Origin of the sequence: Stenotrophomonas sp. 1337 (genome assembly GCF_031455455.1) — a bacterium.
In the GTDB taxonomy this organism is placed as follows: Bacteria; Pseudomonadota; Gammaproteobacteria; order Xanthomonadales; family Xanthomonadaceae; genus Stenotrophomonas; species Stenotrophomonas indicatrix.
Genome location: NZ_JAVDSR010000009.1, coordinates 140,016 through 159,659, shown reverse-complemented (window position 1 = coordinate 159,659; position 19,644 = coordinate 140,016). Strand labels below are relative to the sequence as shown.

Below are 19,644 nucleotides of genomic sequence, written 5' to 3'. Positions count from 1 at the left end.
CCATGCCCGGCGGGCAGCCGGCCAGCTAGCGCGCCGTCCAGCCCCCATCCACCGGCAGCGCCGTGCCCGTGATCTGAGCCGCAGCATCCGAGGCCAGGAACACCACCATTTCCCCCAGCTGCTCAGGCGTCACGAACTGCAACGAGGGCTGTTTCTCGGCCAGCAGCGCGCGAGCGGCGGCCTCCTGATCCGTTCCCTCCCGCTCCGCCAAAGCGGTGATCTGCTGCTCGACCAGCGCCGTTCGCACCCACCCCGGGCAGATCGCGTTGGCGGTGATGCCGGTACCCGCGTTCTCCAACGCCGTTACCTTGGTGAACCCCACCACGCCGTGCTTCGCCGCCACATAGGCCGACTTGTTCACCGACCCAACCAGCCCATGCACCGATGCAATGTTGATGATGCGACCGGCTCCCTGCCCCTTCATGTAAGGCAAGGCCGCCGCCGTTGAGTGGAAGACCGCCGAGAGATTCAGTGCGAGGATTGCATCCCACTTCGCTACGGGAAACTCCTCGATCGACGCGGTGTGCTGGATGCCCGCATTGTTCACCAGGATGTCGATACGCCCCATCTTCGCCACGGCGTGGTCGATCATGTCCCCAACGGCGTCGCCGCGAGACAGGTCGGCGCCATCGTGCGCCACCCGCACGCCGAACTCAGTTTCCAGGTTGGAACGGATGCGTTCGACTTCCTGCGCATCGCCGAAGCCATTCAGCACGATGTCGGCGCCTTGCCGCGCCAGCGCAGTGGCAATGCCAAGACCGATACCGCTGGTGGAGCCGGTAACTACCGCAACCTTTCCATTGAACATGGGCGAGCTTCCTTCGGGCATAGGCAGCCAGTTTACCTTCGTAGATCCACGCCACGCGTGGATGCTCTGCCCCTCCTGCCCCAACGAAGACGCTCCTCGATCAAGGCGTCAGGCAACCCGCCCAACCACTGTCGCAAATGACATTGGACCCAGAGAGTCAAGGGCCTCCATGAGCTTTACGAGTACTTTCAAGTCAACCCCGGAGAGATCTGACCACTCCTCTGATGCCCAGCAGGACCTGGGTGGCGTTGAACTCATACCTGCAAGTGCAGATACTCATGAAAACGTGTCAAACCGCTGACCAGGTGAAACCCATGCCTCATTCCCCTCCCCCGGTACCGGCAAAGCTCCTTGAGTTGCTCAAGGACTATCCGGATCACATCGAACAACTGCAGAGGGCTCTCATTTCAGTGAGCGACGGGCGGCAGAGTTACGCCCCCCCCTTTGAGGCCGCAGTCTGGCTGTTGGAGGACTGTCTTAGTGCATTCAAGAGTGAAGCGCGCGCTGAAATTGATGCCGCTGTGGCATCAGGCGATCCGCAAGCCATCGAACGAGCCAAAGAAAAGGAACGACTGATGTCATTTGCCAGGTCCAGCAACATTGGCCTAGCGAATCTCAGTGAGCTGCGCGCCTACTTTGAAGCCAGTATGAGGTAACGCTGATGGCCTCCATGGATGGTCAATTGCCAGCAGATGTGCACCAATCGGCTCTTCGGGAAAAGATCATTCCGGAGAGTGGCTTGAGTCACCACACCTCACAGACAACACCGAGGGCCATCCTCCTCGCAGGACAGCCTGGCTCAGGAAAAAGCACACTTAAGGACTTCGGCAAAGCGGAACTTGGCGGAAATGTAGTTGTCGTGGATCCCGACGAACTACGCGATGCATATCCAGGCGTAGAGCGACTGTATGAGCGGCACCCATACACCTGGGCCGGTCATACCCACGAGGACGCCAGCCAATGGGCCAAAGAATTGCGCTCCGCGGCAGTTGAGGGTCGTAGGAATCTCATCCTCGATACCACACTGGGCAACGGTGATAGCGCAATCAAACTGATAAAGGACCTTCAGGCCAAGGGCTACGATGTTGAGATTCGAGGCGTCGTCGCACACCGACTGGAAAGCGAGCTGGGCGTCGAAGGTCGCTTTACCAAATCCATGGATCGCACTGGCTTCGGCCGCTACGTCCCCGAAGACGTGCGCAAACACGTCTACGAAGCCTTGCCCGGCAATCTGGACAAGGTCCAGGCCGAGACCGGCATCCAGATTCGGCTCTACGGACGCGAAGGCGCGCAGGTCTACGACAGCCATAGCGACACCCGCCTACCGGGCGCAGCACTGGAAGCCGAACGCGAAGCTCGACTGAAAGAACCTCGAATCACCCAATCATTGCGCGATGGCTGGCGAGCACAAGGGCGCTGGCACGCCGAACTTGCGAACACCCTGCCCCACAACGACAAGGTCAGTCCGCCAACAGCGGCAGCCGTTTTCGATGAGCGCACGGCACTCAAGGTTGTTGAAGCCAATGCGTCCAACATCCGCCAAGCGCAAACCATTGACCACACCATCCGCGTCCGTCCAAACATGGTGCGGGGCGCCGTCATCGGCGGTGCCGCAGCAACTGTTGTTGAAGCAGCCACGGAAGGGACAAAGATTGCCGACCTGTACGCGCGCGACAACCGCACAGGAGCGGAAGCTGCGATATTGGACTTCGGTGCGCGCAGTGTCGGCGGCTGGACCGGGGCAGCGCTGGGCGCCAAGGCGGGCACGCTGCTGGGCATCGAGTCCGGCCCCGGCGCGATTGTCACCGGCATTATCGGTGCCGGACTGGGTGCGTGGGGTGCCAGCGAAGTTGTCGAATGGGTCGAGAAGTACAAGATCAACAATCAGGGCGACGGCTCCGGCAGAGTCTGGACGTTTGATCCCGCGCATCCTGAGAAGGGCTGGACGCACAGCGAGCGGGAAATCATAGGCACCGTCGGCACCTTGGCCGATCGCCCGATCTACGGCCCGGCTACGCTGCTGACGGCCGATGCCGAATTGACCCAGCAACTGAACTACCAAGCCTCAAGCTTGGCCGTTGGCCTGCGGATGCGGGAGCCTGATCAACCGATAAATCCTTTCAGCATTGCCGGCGACGCCACCGACACACCCAGCGCACTGCCGCGCTCCTGGGAGCGCAGTCCGGAAACCGGCGAATGGCGACGTGAGGTCGTCCATCAAGTCCTTGAGCACGGCATCAAGAACACGACGGTGGAAGTAGCCGATGCCGCCAAGGCGGCCCATCTCGATGAGACCGCTCAAGGCATCATGGCCTTCAACGCCGCCCGGAGTTCAGCCGCCTTCGCCAAGCAGTACGAGCAGGTATACACCACGCAAGGCTGGTCCCAGTACGGCGAGATTCCGGAGGAGGTGGTCTTCGCCCGGAACCATCCAGATCACGTTCTGGCATCCGATGGGCGCACCTATCAGCGCCAGCACGATGGCGAATGGCTGCATGACGGTTGGATCTACGATTCGCTGGCCGAGGGCAACATCCGCGACGAGTTGAATGGCACCTACCCGCAGATCCGGGCGATCCAGCAGCAGGAGGCTCCCACACCCGGCTCCCATGAGCGACGTATTGAAGCCCTGACCGCAAACGAGCGCGATGCCTACGATCAGGCCACGCAGGAAGCGAACCGGCTGGGCGTCGCGGCTCCCCAGGCGCAGCAACTGGCCGCCGCAGCCGTAGCCAAGGTGCGCGGCGAACACGCCGATGAGCGCCTGAGGCCGCAGGCAGTAGTCGATGCGCACGCCGAGGAGCGAGCTGCGCCGGCGCCCAGCGCACCACCCCTGGTGCAGGAGCACCGCACTCCCGCGCCTGCAGCACCGACGCCGTCGGTTCTTGCCGAGCCGGCACAGGAACCGGCGCGCCCGGAAGGGCCACGACCCGAGCCAACTGCAGCTAAAGCGCCCCCAACGCAGGAAGATTCGAGCGAGCAGAAAGTGCGCACGGATGCAGACTCTCCTGCGCAGCAGACGCCGTCTGCGCCCGCGCCATCACCCTCCATTCCCGCGGCTGAGCAATCTCGCGCCCAGCCCGAGGCGAGTGCGCTGCCTGCTTCCGGTGTTGAGCGCCACGCTCCCGCGCAGGATCCAGTTGCGACTCACGCCCACTCCCTGGCCCCAGCGAACCAGAGCGAAGTGGCCGACGCCGCGCCAGTGACTGCTCGCCTCCACGAAAACGACGCAAAGCCGGCGCCGATCCAGCCCGAGTCAGAAATTCCAGCTAACCGCGCCGCAGTCGAGCCGGCTGCGCCCCCGCCGGCAACAGACGCCGCGCCCAAGGTCTCGGAGCACGAGCGTCCTTACACGCCATTGCCAATGGACGTGCAGCCCACCCCGCCGTCCAGCGCAATGGCCTTTCAACAGCCTGAAGCACCGCCCGCTCCCCTGCTGCCGACCCAGCCCGAGCATCCCGATCACGCCCTCTACCAACAGGTACGAGAAGGCGTGGCAAGGTTGGACGCCAAGCACGGCCGCACCTTCGACGAAGCCAGCGAGCGCATGACCGCCAGCCTGCTGGTGCTGGCCAAAGACAACGACCTGGACCGTGTCGACCACGTGCTGCTGAGCAACGCCACAGCAGACAAGCCCACCGGTCACACCCTGTTTGTGGTCCAGGGCGAGCCCAGCGACCCCGCACACCAGCGCGCCGCAATGCCCACCGAGCTGGCCGCACAGACCTCGGTTGAAGAATCAATGCAGCAGTTCGACGCGGTCAGCCGCGAGGCGCAGCAGCGCGCCATTGCCAACCAACTTGAGCAGCAGCTGGAAGATCAGCGCGTGCAGCAGGATATCCAGATCCGCGCCGCCAGCATGGGCTGAGTGGGTGAGACACGTGCGAAATCATCTACGACAACCATCCACCTAGTCCCTCTGTTTACCAATCGGCGCCGCTGATGTCGCCGCGCGATTAGAAGCGCAGGCCCGCTCGATCGACCGTCGCTAGCGGATTGGCTTTCCGCACCGCCTCCAGGAAGAGCAGGAAGTCGCGGTTGAACAGCGTCAGGTTGTTGGTGAACGTTACGCACCTTCTGCCCGCTGCTTTGCTGAAGCACACCTGCCAGACATAACGCTCGTAGATGACATCGGAGGTTCGGGTGACGGAGGTGATCTGCGTGAGCGGAACCGCCGTGGGCATTGGGCCCCGATGCAGATAGAAGGTATCTGTATCAAAGAAGTAGTGCTCTCGATCCTCTTTCCCATTAACCATCACCAAGGTCATGGACGTACCGGAAATCCGCCGAGGCGGGTTCAAGCGCAGCCCAGATTCCAACGCGGAACGGGCTCTCAGTGTCCTTCGCCGCTGAATGAACCAGATGGTCAACAACGGAAGCGCCGCAAGGACAATCAAGCCTACGGTCTTCAACACAGTTTCCAATGTGCTTGGCACACAGATCTCCAGGGTGAACGTTCAGGCATTGGCGATGTCCAAGTAGATCCACCCCACGCGTGGATGCCCTGGCTTCAACGCCCCATCACTTCCAATGATCCGGCCCCAGAAACGGCAGGCTCAGCACAAACACCGGAACCGCCACAGGTATCAGCGCCGCACCCAGCACCTTCCCGGCCGCCGTACCCGCCCCTGGCTTATCCGCCGCCTCCGGCTGGATCCGCTCAGCCCGCGCGGTAATCGACTGCGGCAACTTCGCCTTCGCGGCCAGCGCAGCAGCGTCCGGCAATTGCACCCGCTCGCCATCGCCCTCGAACAGCGCGCTGTAATAGCTGCCGCCCTTCCTGGAAAGATTGCAGTCCGGGTTGGCCGCCAGTTCGTAACGGCTCCGCGCTTCAAGGATGTACGGCCGGCGCGTCAACTCGTCAATGGCCTTGGCCACCCGCGGGCTGATCTCCAACCGCTCCAGCTTGAACTGGGCAGCTTGCTCCGGCGTCACCTGCTCGGGCCGCAGCAGCAGCGCGTAGCTGCCATGCACCTTGGTGCGGCCAGCCGGAACGCGCCAGTCTTCACGGATGTACAGCTGCGCGCAGACCACGGCCTCGCGCAGCGGGCTGTCCATCAGCGCGCGGTAATCACGGAACGGCGCCGCATCAAAGCGCATCGGCTCGTCATAGACCGGCAGCAAGTACAGCTTGCCGTCGTCGGCCACGAACGCGCCGGTGATCTCGCGACTGTAATGGTGATACTCAGGCCCGCTGGCGCAGCCAGACAACAGGGTCAGACACAAGGCGGAGAGAATGAAGAGGACGGACGTTCGCATGTCGTAGTGGCTGGCTTCCCTGGGTAACCGACCTCGCCGATAAGAACGAGGCCGATCCAACATGGTGCCACGGCGCCGCATGCGATGCAGATCCCGCCTTACTTCAACCGCTCAACCAACCGCTGCCCCACCTCCAGCGCCGAAGCCGGGTTCTGCCCGGTAATCAGCTCACGATCCACCACTACATGCCCCGTCCACGGCGTGGCATTGCTGCTGAACCTCGCCCCCGCCCGCACCAACGCGGTCTGCGGGTAGAACTTCATCTCACCGCCGCCCAGCAGCGGCTTGGCCTGCTCTTCTTCCTGGTTGCTGATCACCGTCATCTGGTAGCCGCTGTAGATCCACTTCGGCGTGGCCGGCAACGCACCGGCTTCCAGCTTCGCCACGAAACCATCTGCATCCGGCAGCGTGGACAGCAGCGCGATCGGCCCATGGCAGACCAGCGCGGTGGTCTTGTTGCGCTGGTGGAAGTCGGCCAGCAGCCGGCCCAGCGCCGGGCTCTTCAGCAGGTCCTGCATCGGCGCGTGGCCACCGGGAATGTAGACCGCATCGAAACGCGCGTAACCCTGCTGCTCCACGCGCGCCAGGCTGACCACCGGCGAGGCGGTCGGCGAGGTCAGCGCCAGCTTCTCCAGCAGGTCCTTGTGCAGCGTCAGCTGCGCGGCGTCGTTGCCGAAGTACGCCGGCGTCACCGAGGACGCATCCACCGTCGGCGCCCGCCCCTGCGGTGTGGCGAAGGTCACCTCGTGGCCCGCGTCCAGCAGCAGCTTGACCGGCTGCATCAGCTCGTTGAGATAAAAACCGGTGGACAGCACCTTGCCGTCCTTCAAGTCCAGGTGGTTTTCGTCGGACAGCACCACCAGCACGTTGGCGGCATGCGCGCCGCTGGCGGCCAGGGTCAGGGCCAGCGCTGCGGCCAGCCGGGTCATCAGGTTCATGGGGAGCTCCTATTAGGGAATGGCGGCCACTTTATTCATCGCCCCAGCGGCGATAAATTGGCCCCATCGCAAAACATCTGTTCTCCGGAGAGCCAAATGAGCCGCAAGTTCGACTACCTGGGCGACGTGGAGGTGTTCCTGGCGGTGGTCGAGCACGGCTCGTTCACGGCCGGCGCGGTGGCGCTGTCCACCACTCCCTCGGTGCTGAGCCGCGCGGTCACCCGCCTGGAAGCGCGGCTGGGCCGGCAGCTGCTGCAGCGGACCACCCGCCGCGTGGGCCTGACCGACGCCGGGCGGCTCTACCGGGAACAGGTGCGCACTGCCTTCGGCCTGCTGGACGACGCCGAGCGCGACGTACTGGCCCAGGACGGCGCGCTGGCCGGCCGCGTGCGCCTGAGCGTCCCCACCACCTATGGCCACTACCGGCTGCCGCCCGTGCTGGCGCGCTTTGCGCAGCAGTACCCGCAGGTGCAGGTGGAACTGAACATCACCAACCGCAACGTGGACCTGGTGGCCGAAGGCTTCGACCTGGCCATCCGCCTAGGCCAGCTGCCGGACAGCGGGCTGGTGGCGCGCAAACTGGAAGACGCCCCGCTGCTGCTGGTGGCCGCGCCGGACTACCTCCAGCGCTGCGGCACGCCGCAGGCGCTGGACGACCTGCAGCAGCACCTGTGCCTGCCCTTCGTGATGCCACGCACCGGGCGGCTGGCGCCTTGGATCTTCCGCGACGGCGCGCGCGACGTGGACTGGCTGCCGCGTTCGTCCATCGAGACCTCCGACGATGTGCTGGGCGTGGTGTCGTTGGCCGAACAGGGCATCGGCATCTGCCAAAGCTATGAGTTCATCGTGCGCGAGCGGTTGCAGCGCGGGCAGCTGGTGGAAGTGCTGCCGCAGCTGCGCGGGAGATCGCGCCCGTTCTCGGTGATCTATGCGCCGCATCGGCGGCAGTCGGCGGCGGCGCGGGCGATGATTGAGCTGTTGGTGGGGAATGCGGCGGTGGTTGAGGATGGTGCTGGTTGAGGCTGCGACGCTCCTTGGCGATGTCGTGTTTGAACCGCTTTTCGGGGTGTACGGCTGATCGGGTGCCGTTGTCTGCCGATGCTGACTAAGAACTGTTGTAAAGAAGGCCATCGCGCTATTCGCTTGCGGCATGGGCGATTGCGCCACGTTGATTCGCAATCAACATAGCGGCTGCGCGAATGCGTCTCGTGGCGTCGCGTGCTGCACGAATGGCGCGTGCAACAATAGTTCCTCGCTCTCGGATTCCGCGATTTCTTCGCGAATTTCAATTTGCATTCGAAGCGACCGCGTAAACACCATGGCGCGCCACCGACAACGGGTGGCCGGGTCTGCAAACCCGAATTGTTAGTTGTTTACGCTTACCCGTCGGCACCGCCCTTAACCGGTGCCGGCGGGTAATCCGTCGGCCTTTATGGCGGGCGGTGCGTGGGGGTCTTCGGGCCCGCCGGGTACTGACAACTAACGTCCGGTTTGCAGCCACGCATCGTCCGCCACCCCGCCTACGCGGTGGCGCTGTTAAGCACAGCCAAGGAAACCGACGCCATGAGCGAATCCGAGACCTTCTCCTCGTACGCCGCTGTTGAGCCCATCAACGACGACACCCCACTGCCCGACCTGAACTCCCTGCTCGGCATCCTCAAGCGCATGCGCGGCTGCGAGGGGGCTGATGGGCTGCCCTAGCCGGAGAACGATGTGTCACCCGGCCGCCGTGTGAGCCTGGCGAGGACCGAGCGCGCTTTGGTGGGGCTGCTGACGGTGCTGGAGGTGCTACACGCGGCGGACCGCTGCCGGGTGGCAGCGGAGCCGGAACGGCATCTGGATGAGGGAACTGTTGATGGGCTGTTTCTGGCTTGCCGGGGGCTGGCTGAGTGGGCTTCTCGGGAGGTGAGGCCGGAGTGATTTCTCTTGGCCACGTAGACGCCTGCTGACGAACCCAACATCCGCTTCCGGCCATGAGGAGCCGTTCACAATATCCGCCTAGCCGACGGCTGGTAGCGGACGCCCAAGGATTGGAAGACCAAAGGCGAACCGAACCACTTGAAACCTGTCTGCTGGCTTGATGCTGGAAACACCAGCAAGTTGAGCAATTGCTTTTGGCAGCCGGTACTGGACGAATGTTCGAGTGAGACAGTCGGCCTCCTACGCGATCTGTGGAAGTAGCCGTACGGTAATCAAGACCGCCCAGGAGCAAGCCATACGCACTTGCAATTGAACATGAGCGCAAGTGCGTTTATTTGGCTTCGATGGGAGCCTGCTCCAAGGAGGGCTATCTGATGGCCCAAACCTTGTCATACGCGAGCTCTGCCAATTCCGTAGTTCGACGCTCTATCTCTGCTGTTCCCCAAGTTGTTGCTGCATCGATCTGAGAATCCAAGATATAGCCATGATTTTTTAACAGAGCCTTCTTTTCCGCGAAATTGTTGGCCGCCAAAACCTCTCCATTGTACTTCACGGGCACGCCCAAAAGATTGCCGATGCTGTGCAATGAAGGGACACCAGTGTTCTGTGAAAGAAGGTGTTCGAGCGACTGTCCTGCGCGGTCAACATCGACTGCTGGGTTTTGGTGCTTGTAGATCTTCCACAACGTGTAGCCGATGATCTCCTTGTGCCTTGGCGTCAAGTAATTTAATGCCTTGAACCGAGTTATGAACGTATCTCGAGCAGGCACCTTGCCTTTAATTTTATTCTTGAACTCGTTGATACACAGACCACGTGAATTCGCATCGGGAGCAGAGGCAAGCGCCCGCGCATGAGCCGCGTACATCTTGCTCACACCGCCAGATGACGGCAGATTACTGATCGTTGTGTACAGATAGTGATAGCGCTCTACGAGCCAGAAGATTTCTCGTACTTGACCATCTTTGAGCTTCTTGGAACCGAACATACGCAGCACTGTCAAGAGCAATGGATTTGCGATCTGGATGTTCAGAACATTCGAGACGCACCGAAGCGAGTCTTCAACATCCCGATTTCCTTTGTTCCACAGGGAGAGCCGCTCGGGCTCCATAATTCCGCGGTATAGATCACTATCGGTCCTGAGCTCATCGAGGAATGCACGCACATTGGCGGCGGACACCTCCTTCTTAATGGCTTTGAAAAGCTCCTTCTCTGTCGTGAAGGGATGCTTTGAAAGCCAGTAGTGATGAAGGAACGTCGCCATTTGAATCGGCCTAGTGGCTTGCTCCAGAGTGCTCTGCATTTCCGTCCAATGGTCCTTGGGCCGGTCAATTGCCTTACCCGTGGAAGGAAGCAGCCGCAGCAGATGGTTCTTCGCAAGATCTGCGGCAGTGAGGTCCTTGCCCCGTGTGTTGAGCGTCTCAAAAATGAGATACGCGTCATCTTGGTTGTCCAGCGTGATCGAAATCACCTTGAGACCCAAGATCTTATCCCGCACACGCTCCAACCATTTTTTTCTAGCATGGTTTGCCTTTGAAGGGACCACCTTAGAGGCCGCCTCCTTCACGCCCTGATCAATGAGGGTGTTAATGATTTTGTAGGCAGCACTGATCGCCTTCTCTTCCTCACCAACATCAATCTCTGTCTTCTCTTTCTCAACGCTCTGGATTTTCGCTTGCAGGTAGGGGTATGAAGTCTCTGTTTTAAGAACGAATTGTGCTTGATCGTTTAGATCCCGCGTTTCAATTAAACGGTGCACCCCTTTAGCAGGGGCCGCAAAGCCCAAGTCACTGAACCTGTCGCGAATAGCACACAGAGCAATCGTGATGGTGGTGATGCGCTGTTGACCATCCACAAGACCAAAGGAAGAGCTTGAAATGTTGTAAGAGACAAAGGACCCAATGAAGTAGTCCTTTTTTAGATCCGATGTGCTATCAACCCAGAATTCTTCAACGTTATCCTCATCCCAAGAAAAGGGCCGCTGAAAACGTGGAATGAGATACGTGCCAGTCTCTAGGACTTGACGTATATCTTTTTCAATACACTGAATCTTCATCTCTCTCTCCGCTAAACAAGGGTGGGGCGCTCCGTCATTATAGTTCAACGAAGTCCGAATTTCTGATCGCGACGTCGAGTGCCGGCAGGTCCTCTAGCGGCGAAAAGCAGACACCAGCTTCTGACCTGCTATCCGTCAATGTTAGTTGCAATCAACGCCGCTTCACTGCAACCCTCAACGTTGCGCGACTTGTAAGCAGGACTTACCTGGCCAACACGGCGATATCGGTTCCCGTCACTTCGACCTCTTAGTCTCGGGGGTAAAGGGGACGGTCCAACTCAGGTCCATAGCGCTAGGGCGCGCCTAGATCAGTGCCGTCCCGTTCGCCGATGCCATGAACCCGTTCGCCGTTGCGTGCGCAAGACTGCTGCACCAACGACGGGGCAGCCCCCGAATCCCCTCCAAAATCGGCTCGCCACCAAGCAGAGGGAGAACACAGCACTTGCCAGCGTGCTCAGAGAGGTCTGTAAGATTGAGGCCACGGGCGTCCTCGTCATCTAAAGAGCTAGACGCCAGAGAGATTCTAGTGACGGTATAGAGATGCACCAGAAGGCCAACCCTGCACTCTCCGGACAACACCTCTGCTTACAGCAAAGAGTGAAGTCAAGGGCACCTACTGATCGCCTTAGGAGGTTCAAGGCAATCCACATAGGCGGCTGTAGATCACCTAATCCTCGTCATCGCCCGCATTCTCATTGGGACGCGACTCATCCACCAATGCTTCAAGAAGACTGGCGAAATCCAAGAATGCCGTGCTCTGGTAGCCACCATGATCTTGTTCAAAGGTGACATACTCCTCCGCGTCATCCTCCTCTAACAACGTAAGCAGGTTCTCTGGAATGTCCCCTTTTGCTTGGAGAATTGCATCGAGGTTGAAGGTGAACATTGGGGTGCTCGAAGCGGCTGAATTGTAAAAACGCACTGCAACGTCCGCTAGCAATTTGAAATGGTGATCTGCCGCCACCGTCTCATGTGTAAAGTTGGCCCAGTCACGAACACCGGCTTCGTAGCAAAGCAACCATTGCTCACCCCACAGGCTCGAACGATCTCGCAACGAATCCCACACAGCGTAATCGATGCCGCAGGGCAGCAACCCACTCGCCTCCATGTCCAGCAGGATGAGACTACAAACCGAGCTCTTCATCTTTGTAACAGGAGCGACGTTCTCATAATTGAGCTTCAACTCATTCGTCTTGCACATCCATAAGCACCACGCGACTTCACTGTGGTGGCTAAGCGGTGCATGCTCCTTAATGATCGAGTTGGCTAGCCTCTCCAGCGGCTCCTTCTTGACCGGATACCCGATGCCAACATAGGTCGAAACAATGTTCTCAATCTGCTGGAGAGTATTTGGATAGGCAATTGCCACATGGCAGAGATGCGCTACAAACGTGGCCCAATTTTCCGGCTTGATGACGATCGAAGACGCCCGCTTTAGAGCGTAAAGCATGACACTCTCGTCTGTGTTCTCACGGGCCAAGCGTTTCGCAAGTTCGAACAAGTGATGAAGGTCTCGCGCCTGAGCCTTTCCTCGATTGGAAATGGGAAATGCTCTGAGCTGATGGCTCCATAAGTCATCGGAAATCTCAACCGTCTCACAGATCCTTGTTTTCTCGAAGTTGATCTGAAGCTCATACTGACTGAGCGTCTGAACCAGCGAGGCCAGGCAGGATTCGGCTTCCTGACGCGTGTGAAAGAACAAGTAGTAGTCATCGACGAAACGAAATCCGCTCAATCTTGCGAATTGATCGAAAAGTTGAACATCAACCGCAGACGCGATTGCTTCGGCGATGATGTGGGAGGTATCGGGCCCTATGGGAAGGCCGATCGTCTGACCGTCCTGCAGCTGCCGGCATGTCTCATCGAGAAGATTCCCGTACAGACGGACACGATTCCTGTCAGTCTTTGAGACTAACTTGGAGTGCAGCGCCCACGGGATTGAATGGGTGTAGATAGTAGGAAAAAACCGGGAGATATCCGTCCTTAGTACGTACTTGTAGCCGGCCGACCGATGAAGGAGCGTCTCCGAGTGCAGTTTCATGCTCGGTAGCGTTGCGCCTCGAGGAGAGCTGTGCCTTATGCGGGGGCGGCTAACGCTCAACTTGCTCTTTCTGTAGTGCTTAAGGAGACTTCCCCAGTGCTGTGATATGTACTCGGACAGATAAAGTTGGGCCACCGGGTTGGTGATGCCCGTCACCCTTCTGCGATGTCCGGCACGGGCAACGCTGAAGGTCTCAATCTTGGAGGTCGGAGCCTTCTTTGGGTTTTGGATACTCTGCTTCCCCTGGATGTTTGGGTCCTTCAATCCGCTCCATCCAGTCAAGAAGTTTTCGTAATGCTCCGAAAAGTCACTAGTGTGGAATCCTGGAGGCAGCTGCGATGGGAAGTGGCCTAGTTCCAGTAGTCGACGAGTCCTGTCCATGACGTTCAATCCGAGTTCGGTCAAATCTTGTACTCTTAAATGCCGCCAAATGTCACTACTGCATCGACGAACGGGGGCGCTGCTGCCCTAAAGAGCGGCTAATGCCCCCCCCACCCTGAGGCGGGCAAGCTAATGGAGCGGCACATAGTCTATGCATCATTGGGCTACGCATTCCAAGTCCACGTCGCAGGAGTGGACCTTTTCAGGAAAGCAGGTACACCATTGCCCCTAGTGCGCTTGATGAATAAGGAGCTGCACAAACAACAAAGGCGCCTCCCGGCGCCCTCGTTCCTTCACTCATCCCCACTGAAATTCAACTACTAAAGCCAATGAGAACCGTCGCGACCATTTCCATCTAGGAACAGAAGGTGATTAGGAAGCGGCTCCGCAGTCCTACCCTTTCCGATCATGTAAGTCGCAGTCGTCTCTTGGAGCGCAAGAGACTCCATTTGTTTGGTAACGTGCTCCGGCATCATGAAATTCCCATATACCCATCGTAGACGAGCGCTAGGTTCAAATTGGCTCATCTCCATCGAATTAAAGATGTGCCTTGCTGCGTCGACGGAGTTTCCGCCGATTGCTTCGTAGCCCACATGAACGCAGCCGGGCAAATCTGGTTGAAGTTGTCGCTCAGCCCGAGCAACAAGGGAACGAAAATGAGTAGCTTTACGCTTCATTGCCTCCACTGAAACGCTACGCCAACTGACTAATGAAATCCTAGAAACCGAAGTGGCATGAAAAGGAAGAGAGCGAGCGGCCACCCAGTCTCCGCGAATGCTGTGATCGAAATTAGGGGCATAAGCCCCAGCCAACAATTCCACCATACGAGTTGAACCAAAAAATACATCATCGCACGACAGAACTGTCTGCATAGCCCCCCATAGCACGGAACGAATTTGACCACGGCCAAAAGAATCACGCCAGCGCACGACCTTCTTAGTGCGTATTGCTCTTTCGACCTTTTCCGCCAAGTAATCGGCAGGAATTTGAGACAGCTCGCTAGTAAAGATTACTTCGATTACCAATGAAGCCGATTTTTCGGCACACACATCATGAGCAGCCGCTGCCAAACCTTGCCCCTGCTCAAACTCGGCTTGCTCATAGCCCGTACGAGTCACACGCTTGCATTCGGCCGCCCAACGACGACGGCCTGATTCGACAAGTAGGTCTTGTGTTTTCGCCCGTCCCGGGCGCTCCGGGACAAATGCGACCTTCCATCCGCGGCTTGCATAGGCACCGGCTACAAGCAGCTCGTACAGACCGTTGTCTGGGACATTGCGGCCATCAGTCATCAGCCGAGCCACACGCTCCTCAATCCCCTTAATTGCTTGCAGACAAGGTAAGAGCTCGCCGATTCTGCGAATAACTGGCGCAATTCGATATCCGTCGGGCTCATACCATTGGTTACGCGACGCGCGAGAACTTGCGTAAGCATCGCCCTGGAAAAGATACCAAGCAATGCCGTCACTGGCGTCATGCAATGGAACTCTGTCACCTCGGGCCCACTGATTCCGTGCATTATGAAAAAGGTCGCGGGTACTCTCCAGACGCTGCTCCCAAGCACTCGCATCCACGTGCGAAGTCAACCATGAGATTGCTGCCATCGACGCGTCACATCTCCAATCTTGCCCGGTCCGCGGCGCGCGCCAAATTATGCTTGGATCACCCATGAGACCGATGATACGTTCATCTCCCCTAGTTTGAAATACTCCTGCCCTTGGACACACGGCTGCAAGGTGGGTTGATGTGTCGGCCCGACCTGGCCGCGACCGTAGCGTTTTTTCCATGCAGTGAGGGTGAAGTGCGCATTTGTCGAATGGCATGAACACGAGAACAGCGTGCACCGCATGTTCAAGATTGTGACGGCTCACCTCAGCGGCTACTGCGCCTAAATGGCCGATCGGCCCGCCCAGAACGATCAATGGCTGCCGGGCCTGCCAAGCATGCTTGGTTGGAAAGTGGCGGCGTGTACGGCTACCGCAAGCTCACCTTGGATATGCGCCATCTGGGCGAGAACTGCGGCGGGCACAGAATAGTCCACTTGCTCAGAATCGACGGCTGTACAGACACCCCTTCCGCCATCACTCTGCCATGCGGGATGGCAAACCAGCTGTCGCGGCATCAACTACGTGCAACCAGTTCACCGTGTCGTAGCCTAATCAATGCTGAGTAACCGATATAGCGTGCATCCGCACTCACGAGAAGTGGCTATACCTGAAATGGTGCCCGACCTGCTCTCTTGTCAGGCGGCCGGCTGGTAAATGGGTACCAGCATCGATATCGGTCAGGTACTCAATACGATAAAGATGGCCTTGTAGCGGCGTCAAACCAAGCAGCCGGTCATTGTCCATTCCGATAAGGGCAGTCAACTCACTTGATATGACTGGCAGATCTTCCTACACGACCATACTCGATGATCAACATGGGACATGTGGCGCCAAGCTGAAATTCTGGCGCGCACGCTCTTCATGCGCATACGCCGACCATATTCGACCAACGTCAACTTAGGCGCCATCCGACCAAAACAAAAGGCGCCGAAGCGCCTTTTGTTACTCCACCGAGCAGGATCACTCCCACTCAATAGTAGCCGGCGGCTTCCCAGAGATGTCATACACAACCCGCGACACCCCCCGCAACTCATTGATGATCCGGTTGCTCACCGTCCCCAGGAACTCATACGGCAGATGCGCCCAGTGCGCCGTCATGAAGTCGATCGTCTCCACGGCCCGCAGCGCAATCACCCACTCATAAGCCCGCGCATCACCCACCACGCCCACCGACTTCACCGGCAGGAACACGGCAAACGCCTGGCTGGTCTTGTCGTACAGGTCGGCCTTGCGCAGCTCGTCGATGAAGATCGCATCGGCCTTGGCCAGCAGCTCAGCGTACTCACGCTTCACTTCGCCCAGGATACGCACGCCCAGGCCCGGGCCCGGGAACGGATGGCGGTAGACCATGGTGCGCGGCAGGCCCAGCTCAACGCCCAGGCGGCGCACTTCGTCCTTGAACAGCTCGCGCAGCGGCTCCACCAGGCCCAGCTTCATGTGCTCCGGCAGGCCACCCACGTTGTGGTGGCTCTTGATCACATGCGCCTTGCCGGTCTTGCTGCCGGCCGACTCGATCACGTCCGGGTAGATGGTGCCCTGCGCCAGCCACTTGGCGTTCTTCAGCTTGTTCGACTCTTCGTCGAAGATCTCGACGAACAGGTTGCCGATGATCTTGCGCTTGGCTTCCGGATCGCTAACGCCTTCCAGCGCGCTGAAGTAACGGTCGGCGGCATTCACGCGCACCACCTTCACGCCCATGTGCTCGGCAAACATCGCCATCACCTGGTCGCCTTCCTGCCAGCGCAGCAGGCCGGTATCCACGAACACGCAGGTCAGCTTCTCGCCGATGGCCTTGTGCAGCAGCGCGGCCACCACGGACGAATCGACGCCGCCGGACAGGCCCAGGATCACTTCGTCATCGCCCACCTGTTCGCGCACGCGGGCGATCTGGTCGTCGATGATGTTGGCGGCGGTCCACAGGGTCTGGCAGCCGCACACGTCCACCACGAAGCGGCGCAGCAGCGCCTGGCCCTGCAGGGTGTGGGTCACTTCCGGGTGGAACTGCACGCCGTACCAGCGCTTTTCTTCGTTGGCCATGGCGGCCACCGGAATGCGGTCGGTGGTGGCGGTGATGGTGAAGCCCGGCGGCGCAACGGAGACGTGGTCGCCGTGGCTCATCCAGACATTCAACTTCGGCTCGCCGCCGTGGTCGCTCAGGCCCTTGAACAGCGCATCGGGGTTGATCACGTTCACTTCGGCGTGGCCGAATTCGCGCTGGTCAGCCGCTTCGGTGGCACCGCCCAGCTGCGCGGCCAGGGTCTGCATGCCGTAGCAGATGCCGAAGATCGGCAGGCCGCTGTCGAACACTTCCTGCGGCGCGGCGGGCGCGCCCGGCAGCGTGGTCGATTCCGGGCCACCGGACAGGATGATGCCCTTGGCGCCGAAGCCGGCGATCTCGGCCGGGTTGTGGTCCCACGCCCAGATTTCGCAGTAGACGCCCAGCTCGCGGATGCGGCGGGCAATCAGCTGCGTGTACTGCGCGCCGAAATCGAGGATGAGGATCTTGTCGTTATGGATGTTGGTCATTCGGGCGCTCAGGGATGGGTAGTACAGAGAAGGTGCTCAGCACACTGGCGGACAACTCACGCCGCAATTCATCGGCCACCGGATCCGGCGCGGTCCATCGCACGCCGATGAAGCCATCGGCACGCTGCTCGCGCCGTGGATAGGGATCGCCCCACATGCAGGTCTGCAGCCGTTCGGTCTCGGCGCTGCTGGTTTCGCAGCGGATCAGCCGCGCATCGGTCATGTCGACAAGCTTCTCGTCGAACCAGTAACCGAAGCTCCGCTCGAAGTGCGGGAGCTGCGTCGACCAGCCCAGCCGGCGATAACTCTCATCACGCAGTGACGGCAGAATCTCCGGGCTGTATTCACCCTGCCAGCAAACCAGCAAGCCGTTGAAACTGGATGCGCGCGGCGGCACCAGGCGCCATTGCAGTGCCCCCTGCGGTTCAAGCCGCCAGCCCTGTGGCAGGTCGAAGGTCAGGTTCGGACAGGACACCCGGTTCGCAGGGGGCGCCCGCTCGGCCGAGGAGTGCTCGGCAGCGCCGGAGCACCCCGCGACCAGCATGGCCACGCCAAGCAGGCTCCCGCCGCGGTATCGGCCGGCGCGCTGGCCGGCAGTGCGGAGGTAGCTCACGAGGCCAAGGCGGGCAGTCATCAGGAGCGGTAGTTCGGCGGCTCTTTGGTGATCGTCACGTCGTGGACGTGGCTCTCGCGCTGGCCGGCGCCGCTGATCTTCACGAACTTGGGCTTGCTGCGCATGTCCTCGACGGTGGCGCAACCCACGTAGCCCATGGTGGCGCGCAGGCCGCCCATCAGCTGGTGGATGATGCCGCCCACCGGGCCGCGGTACGGCACGCGGCCTTCAATGCCTTCGGGCACCAGCTTGTCGGCGGTGGCGGCGTCCTGGAAGTAGCGGTCCTTGGACCCCTTCTCCATCGCAGCCAGCGAGCCCATGCCGCGGTAGCTCTTGTACGAACGGCCTTGGAACAGCTCGGTTTCGCCCGGCGATTCCTCGGTACCGGCCAGCAGGCCACCAATCATGATGGTGGAGGCACCGGCGGCCAGCGCCTTGCCGATGTCGCCGGAGTAGCGGATGCCACCGTCGGCGATCAGCGGGATGCGGTCCTGCAGCGCTTCGGCCACCAGGTCGATCGCGGTGATCTGCGGCACGCCCACGCCTGCCACCACGCGGGTGGTGCAGATCGAGCCCGGGCCGATGCCGACCTTCACTGCGTCCGCGCCGCTGTCCAGCAGCGCCAGCGCGGCCTCACCGGTGCAGATGTTGCCGCCGATGACCTGCACGTTCGGGAAGTTCTTCTTGACCCAGCTGACGCGGTCCAGCACGCCCTGCGAATGGCCGTGCGCGGTATCGACCACGATCACGTCCACGCCGGCAGCCACCAGCGCTTCCACGCGGCGGTCGGTATCGCCGCCCACGCCGACGGCCGCGCCGACCAGCAGGCGGGTGGCGATGTCCTTGGCAGCGTTCGGGAAGTCGGTGTTCTTCTGGATGTCCTTGACGGTGATCAGGCCACGCAGGGCGAAATCATCGTTGACCACCAGCACCTTTTCGATGCGGTTGCGGTGCAGCAGCTGCAGCACTTCATCAGACGCGGCGCCTTCCTTGACCGTGATCAGGCGATCCTTCTTGGTCATGATGTGGCGGACCGGATCGTCCAGCTCGGTCTCGAAGCGCATGTCGCGATGGGTCACGATGCCGGCCAGCAGGCCGTCGCTACCCACCACCGGCACGCCGGAGATGTTGTGTGCCTGCGTCAGGGCCAGCACGTCGCGGATGGTGGTTTCCGGGCCGACGGTGATCGGGTCGCGGATGACGCCGGCCTCGAACTTCTTGACCTTGGCCACTTCCGCGGCCTGCTGCTCCACGCTCAGGTTCTTGTGGATGATGCCCATGCCACCCAGCTGTGCCATGGCGATGGCCAGGCGTGCTTCGGTGACGGTATCCATGGCGGCGGACAGGATCGGAAGCTTGAGCTTCAGGTCGCGCGTCAACCGCGTTTCGAGGTTGACGTCCTTGGGCAGGATGGTCGAATGAGCGGGGACGAGCGAGACGTCGTCGTAAGTGAGTGCTTCAGCCTGGATGCGCAGCATCGGCATACCCGAGATGTGGG

At 60.3% G+C, this 19,644-nt stretch carries 13 protein-coding genes and 1 pseudogene; 4 read left to right on the top strand and 10 right to left on the bottom strand.

Annotated elements, in window-relative coordinates; genetic code table 11:
* Positions 1 to 25: 25 nt before the first annotated feature.
* Complete coding sequence (locus J2X70_RS14050; protein ID WP_309910820.1) at positions 26 to 808, bottom strand: 3-hydroxybutyrate dehydrogenase; 783 nt, start codon at positions 806 to 808, stop codon at positions 26 to 28.
* A gap of 314 nt (positions 809 to 1,122) precedes the next feature.
* Here J2X70_RS14050 and J2X70_RS14045 point away from each other — a divergent pair, with 314 nt between their 5' ends.
* Both J2X70_RS14045 and J2X70_RS14040 read left to right on the top strand, forming a co-directional pair.
* Entirely contained in the window at positions 1,123 to 1,464 is a 342-nt protein-coding gene (locus J2X70_RS14045; RefSeq protein ID WP_230112325.1) for a hypothetical protein, read from the top strand.
* Positions 1,465 to 1,469: 5 nt separating this feature from the next.
* A complete protein-coding gene (locus J2X70_RS14040; RefSeq protein ID WP_309910818.1) occupies positions 1,470 to 4,676 on the top strand; it encodes a zeta toxin family protein in 3,207 nt (1,068 codons plus the stop codon).
* Between the two features lie 88 nt (positions 4,677 to 4,764).
* Here J2X70_RS14040 and J2X70_RS14035 read toward each other — a convergent pair whose 3' ends face one another.
* From J2X70_RS14035 to J2X70_RS14025, 3 genes are all read right to left on the bottom strand, one after another.
* Entirely contained in the window at positions 4,765 to 5,223 is a 459-nt protein-coding gene (locus J2X70_RS14035) for a hypothetical protein (RefSeq protein WP_309910874.1), read from the bottom strand.
* 106 nt (positions 5,224 to 5,329) lie between these two features.
* Positions 5,330 to 6,067, bottom strand: coding sequence for a hypothetical protein (locus J2X70_RS14030; RefSeq protein WP_309910816.1), 738 nt, complete (start codon positions 6,065 to 6,067; stop codon positions 5,330 to 5,332).
* Positions 6,068 to 6,165: 98 nt separating this feature from the next.
* Positions 6,166 to 7,005, bottom strand: coding sequence for a type 1 glutamine amidotransferase domain-containing protein (locus J2X70_RS14025; protein ID WP_309910814.1), 840 nt, complete (start codon positions 7,003 to 7,005; stop codon positions 6,166 to 6,168).
* 96 nt (positions 7,006 to 7,101) lie between these two features.
* Between J2X70_RS14025 and J2X70_RS14020 the strand changes: the two genes are divergently transcribed.
* Positions 7,102 to 8,025: a LysR family transcriptional regulator gene (locus tag J2X70_RS14020; RefSeq protein ID WP_309910812.1), complete on the top strand. Its 924-nt coding sequence runs from the start codon at positions 7,102 to 7,104 to the stop codon at positions 8,023 to 8,025.
* A 543-nt stretch (positions 8,026 to 8,568) separates the two neighbouring features.
* A pseudogene (locus J2X70_RS14015) lies at positions 8,569 to 8,925 on the top strand (hypothetical protein).
* A 367-nt stretch (positions 8,926 to 9,292) separates the two neighbouring features.
* Here the strand turns inward: J2X70_RS14015 and J2X70_RS14010 are convergent.
* From J2X70_RS14010 to guaB, 6 genes are all read right to left on the bottom strand, one after another.
* A complete protein-coding gene (locus J2X70_RS14010; protein ID WP_309910810.1) occupies positions 9,293 to 10,978 on the bottom strand; it encodes a DUF262 domain-containing protein in 1,686 nt (561 codons plus the stop codon).
* A gap of 667 nt (positions 10,979 to 11,645) precedes the next feature.
* Positions 11,646 to 13,019, bottom strand: a complete 1,374-nt coding sequence (locus J2X70_RS14005; RefSeq protein WP_309910808.1) for an RNA-directed DNA polymerase — start codon at positions 13,017 to 13,019, stop codon at positions 11,646 to 11,648.
* A gap of 701 nt (positions 13,020 to 13,720) precedes the next feature.
* Entirely contained in the window at positions 13,721 to 14,692 is a 972-nt protein-coding gene (locus J2X70_RS14000) for a hypothetical protein (RefSeq protein WP_309910806.1), read from the bottom strand.
* 1,275 nt (positions 14,693 to 15,967) lie between these two features.
* Positions 15,968 to 17,533, bottom strand: coding sequence for a glutamine-hydrolyzing GMP synthase (gene guaA / locus J2X70_RS13995; protein ID WP_046982889.1), 1,566 nt, complete (start codon positions 17,531 to 17,533; stop codon positions 15,968 to 15,970).
* Entirely contained in the window at positions 17,517 to 18,167 is a 651-nt protein-coding gene (locus J2X70_RS13990) for a hypothetical protein (protein ID WP_025874981.1), read from the bottom strand. Before J2X70_RS13990 ends, guaA begins: the two co-directional genes overlap by 17 nt.
* On the bottom strand, positions 18,167 to 19,624 hold the full coding sequence (gene guaB, locus J2X70_RS13985) for an IMP dehydrogenase (protein ID WP_032976170.1): 1,458 nt from the start codon (positions 19,622 to 19,624) through the stop codon (positions 18,167 to 18,169). The genes J2X70_RS13990 and guaB overlap by 1 nt, the downstream gene beginning before the upstream one ends.
* Positions 19,625 to 19,644: the final 20 nt, after the last annotated feature.

What these genes read in the sequence shown, in the direction of transcription:
- J2X70_RS14050 (WP_309910820.1), bottom strand. Translation starts at nt 808, where the DNA reads ATGTTCAATGGAAAGGTTGCGGTAGTTACCGGCTCCACCAGCGGTATC.
- J2X70_RS14045 (WP_230112325.1), top strand. Translation starts at nt 1,123, where the DNA reads ATGCCTCATTCCCCTCCCCCGGTACCGGCAAAGCTCCTTGAGTTGCTC.
- J2X70_RS14040 (WP_309910818.1), top strand. Translation starts at nt 1,470, where the DNA reads ATGGCCTCCATGGATGGTCAATTGCCAGCAGATGTGCACCAATCGGCT.
- J2X70_RS14030 (WP_309910816.1), bottom strand. Translation starts at nt 6,067, where the DNA reads ATGCGAACGTCCGTCCTCTTCATTCTCTCCGCCTTGTGTCTGACCCTG.
- J2X70_RS14025 (WP_309910814.1), bottom strand. Translation starts at nt 7,005, where the DNA reads ATGAACCTGATGACCCGGCTGGCCGCAGCGCTGGCCCTGACCCTGGCC.
- J2X70_RS14020 (WP_309910812.1), top strand. Translation starts at nt 7,102, where the DNA reads ATGAGCCGCAAGTTCGACTACCTGGGCGACGTGGAGGTGTTCCTGGCG.
- J2X70_RS14010 (WP_309910810.1), bottom strand. Translation starts at nt 10,978, where the DNA reads ATGAAGATTCAGTGTATTGAAAAAGATATACGTCAAGTCCTAGAGACT.
- J2X70_RS14005 (WP_309910808.1), bottom strand. Translation starts at nt 13,019, where the DNA reads ATGAAACTGCACTCGGAGACGCTCCTTCATCGGTCGGCCGGCTACAAG.
- J2X70_RS14000 (WP_309910806.1), bottom strand. Translation starts at nt 14,692, where the DNA reads ATGACTGATGGCCGCAATGTCCCAGACAACGGTCTGTACGAGCTGCTT.
- guaA (WP_046982889.1), bottom strand. Translation starts at nt 17,533, where the DNA reads ATGACCAACATCCATAACGACAAGATCCTCATCCTCGATTTCGGCGCG.
- J2X70_RS13990 (WP_025874981.1), bottom strand. Translation starts at nt 18,167, where the DNA reads ATGACTGCCCGCCTTGGCCTCGTGAGCTACCTCCGCACTGCCGGCCAG.
- guaB (WP_032976170.1), bottom strand. Translation starts at nt 19,624, where the DNA reads ATGCTGCGCATCCAGGCTGAAGCACTCACTTACGACGACGTCTCGCTC.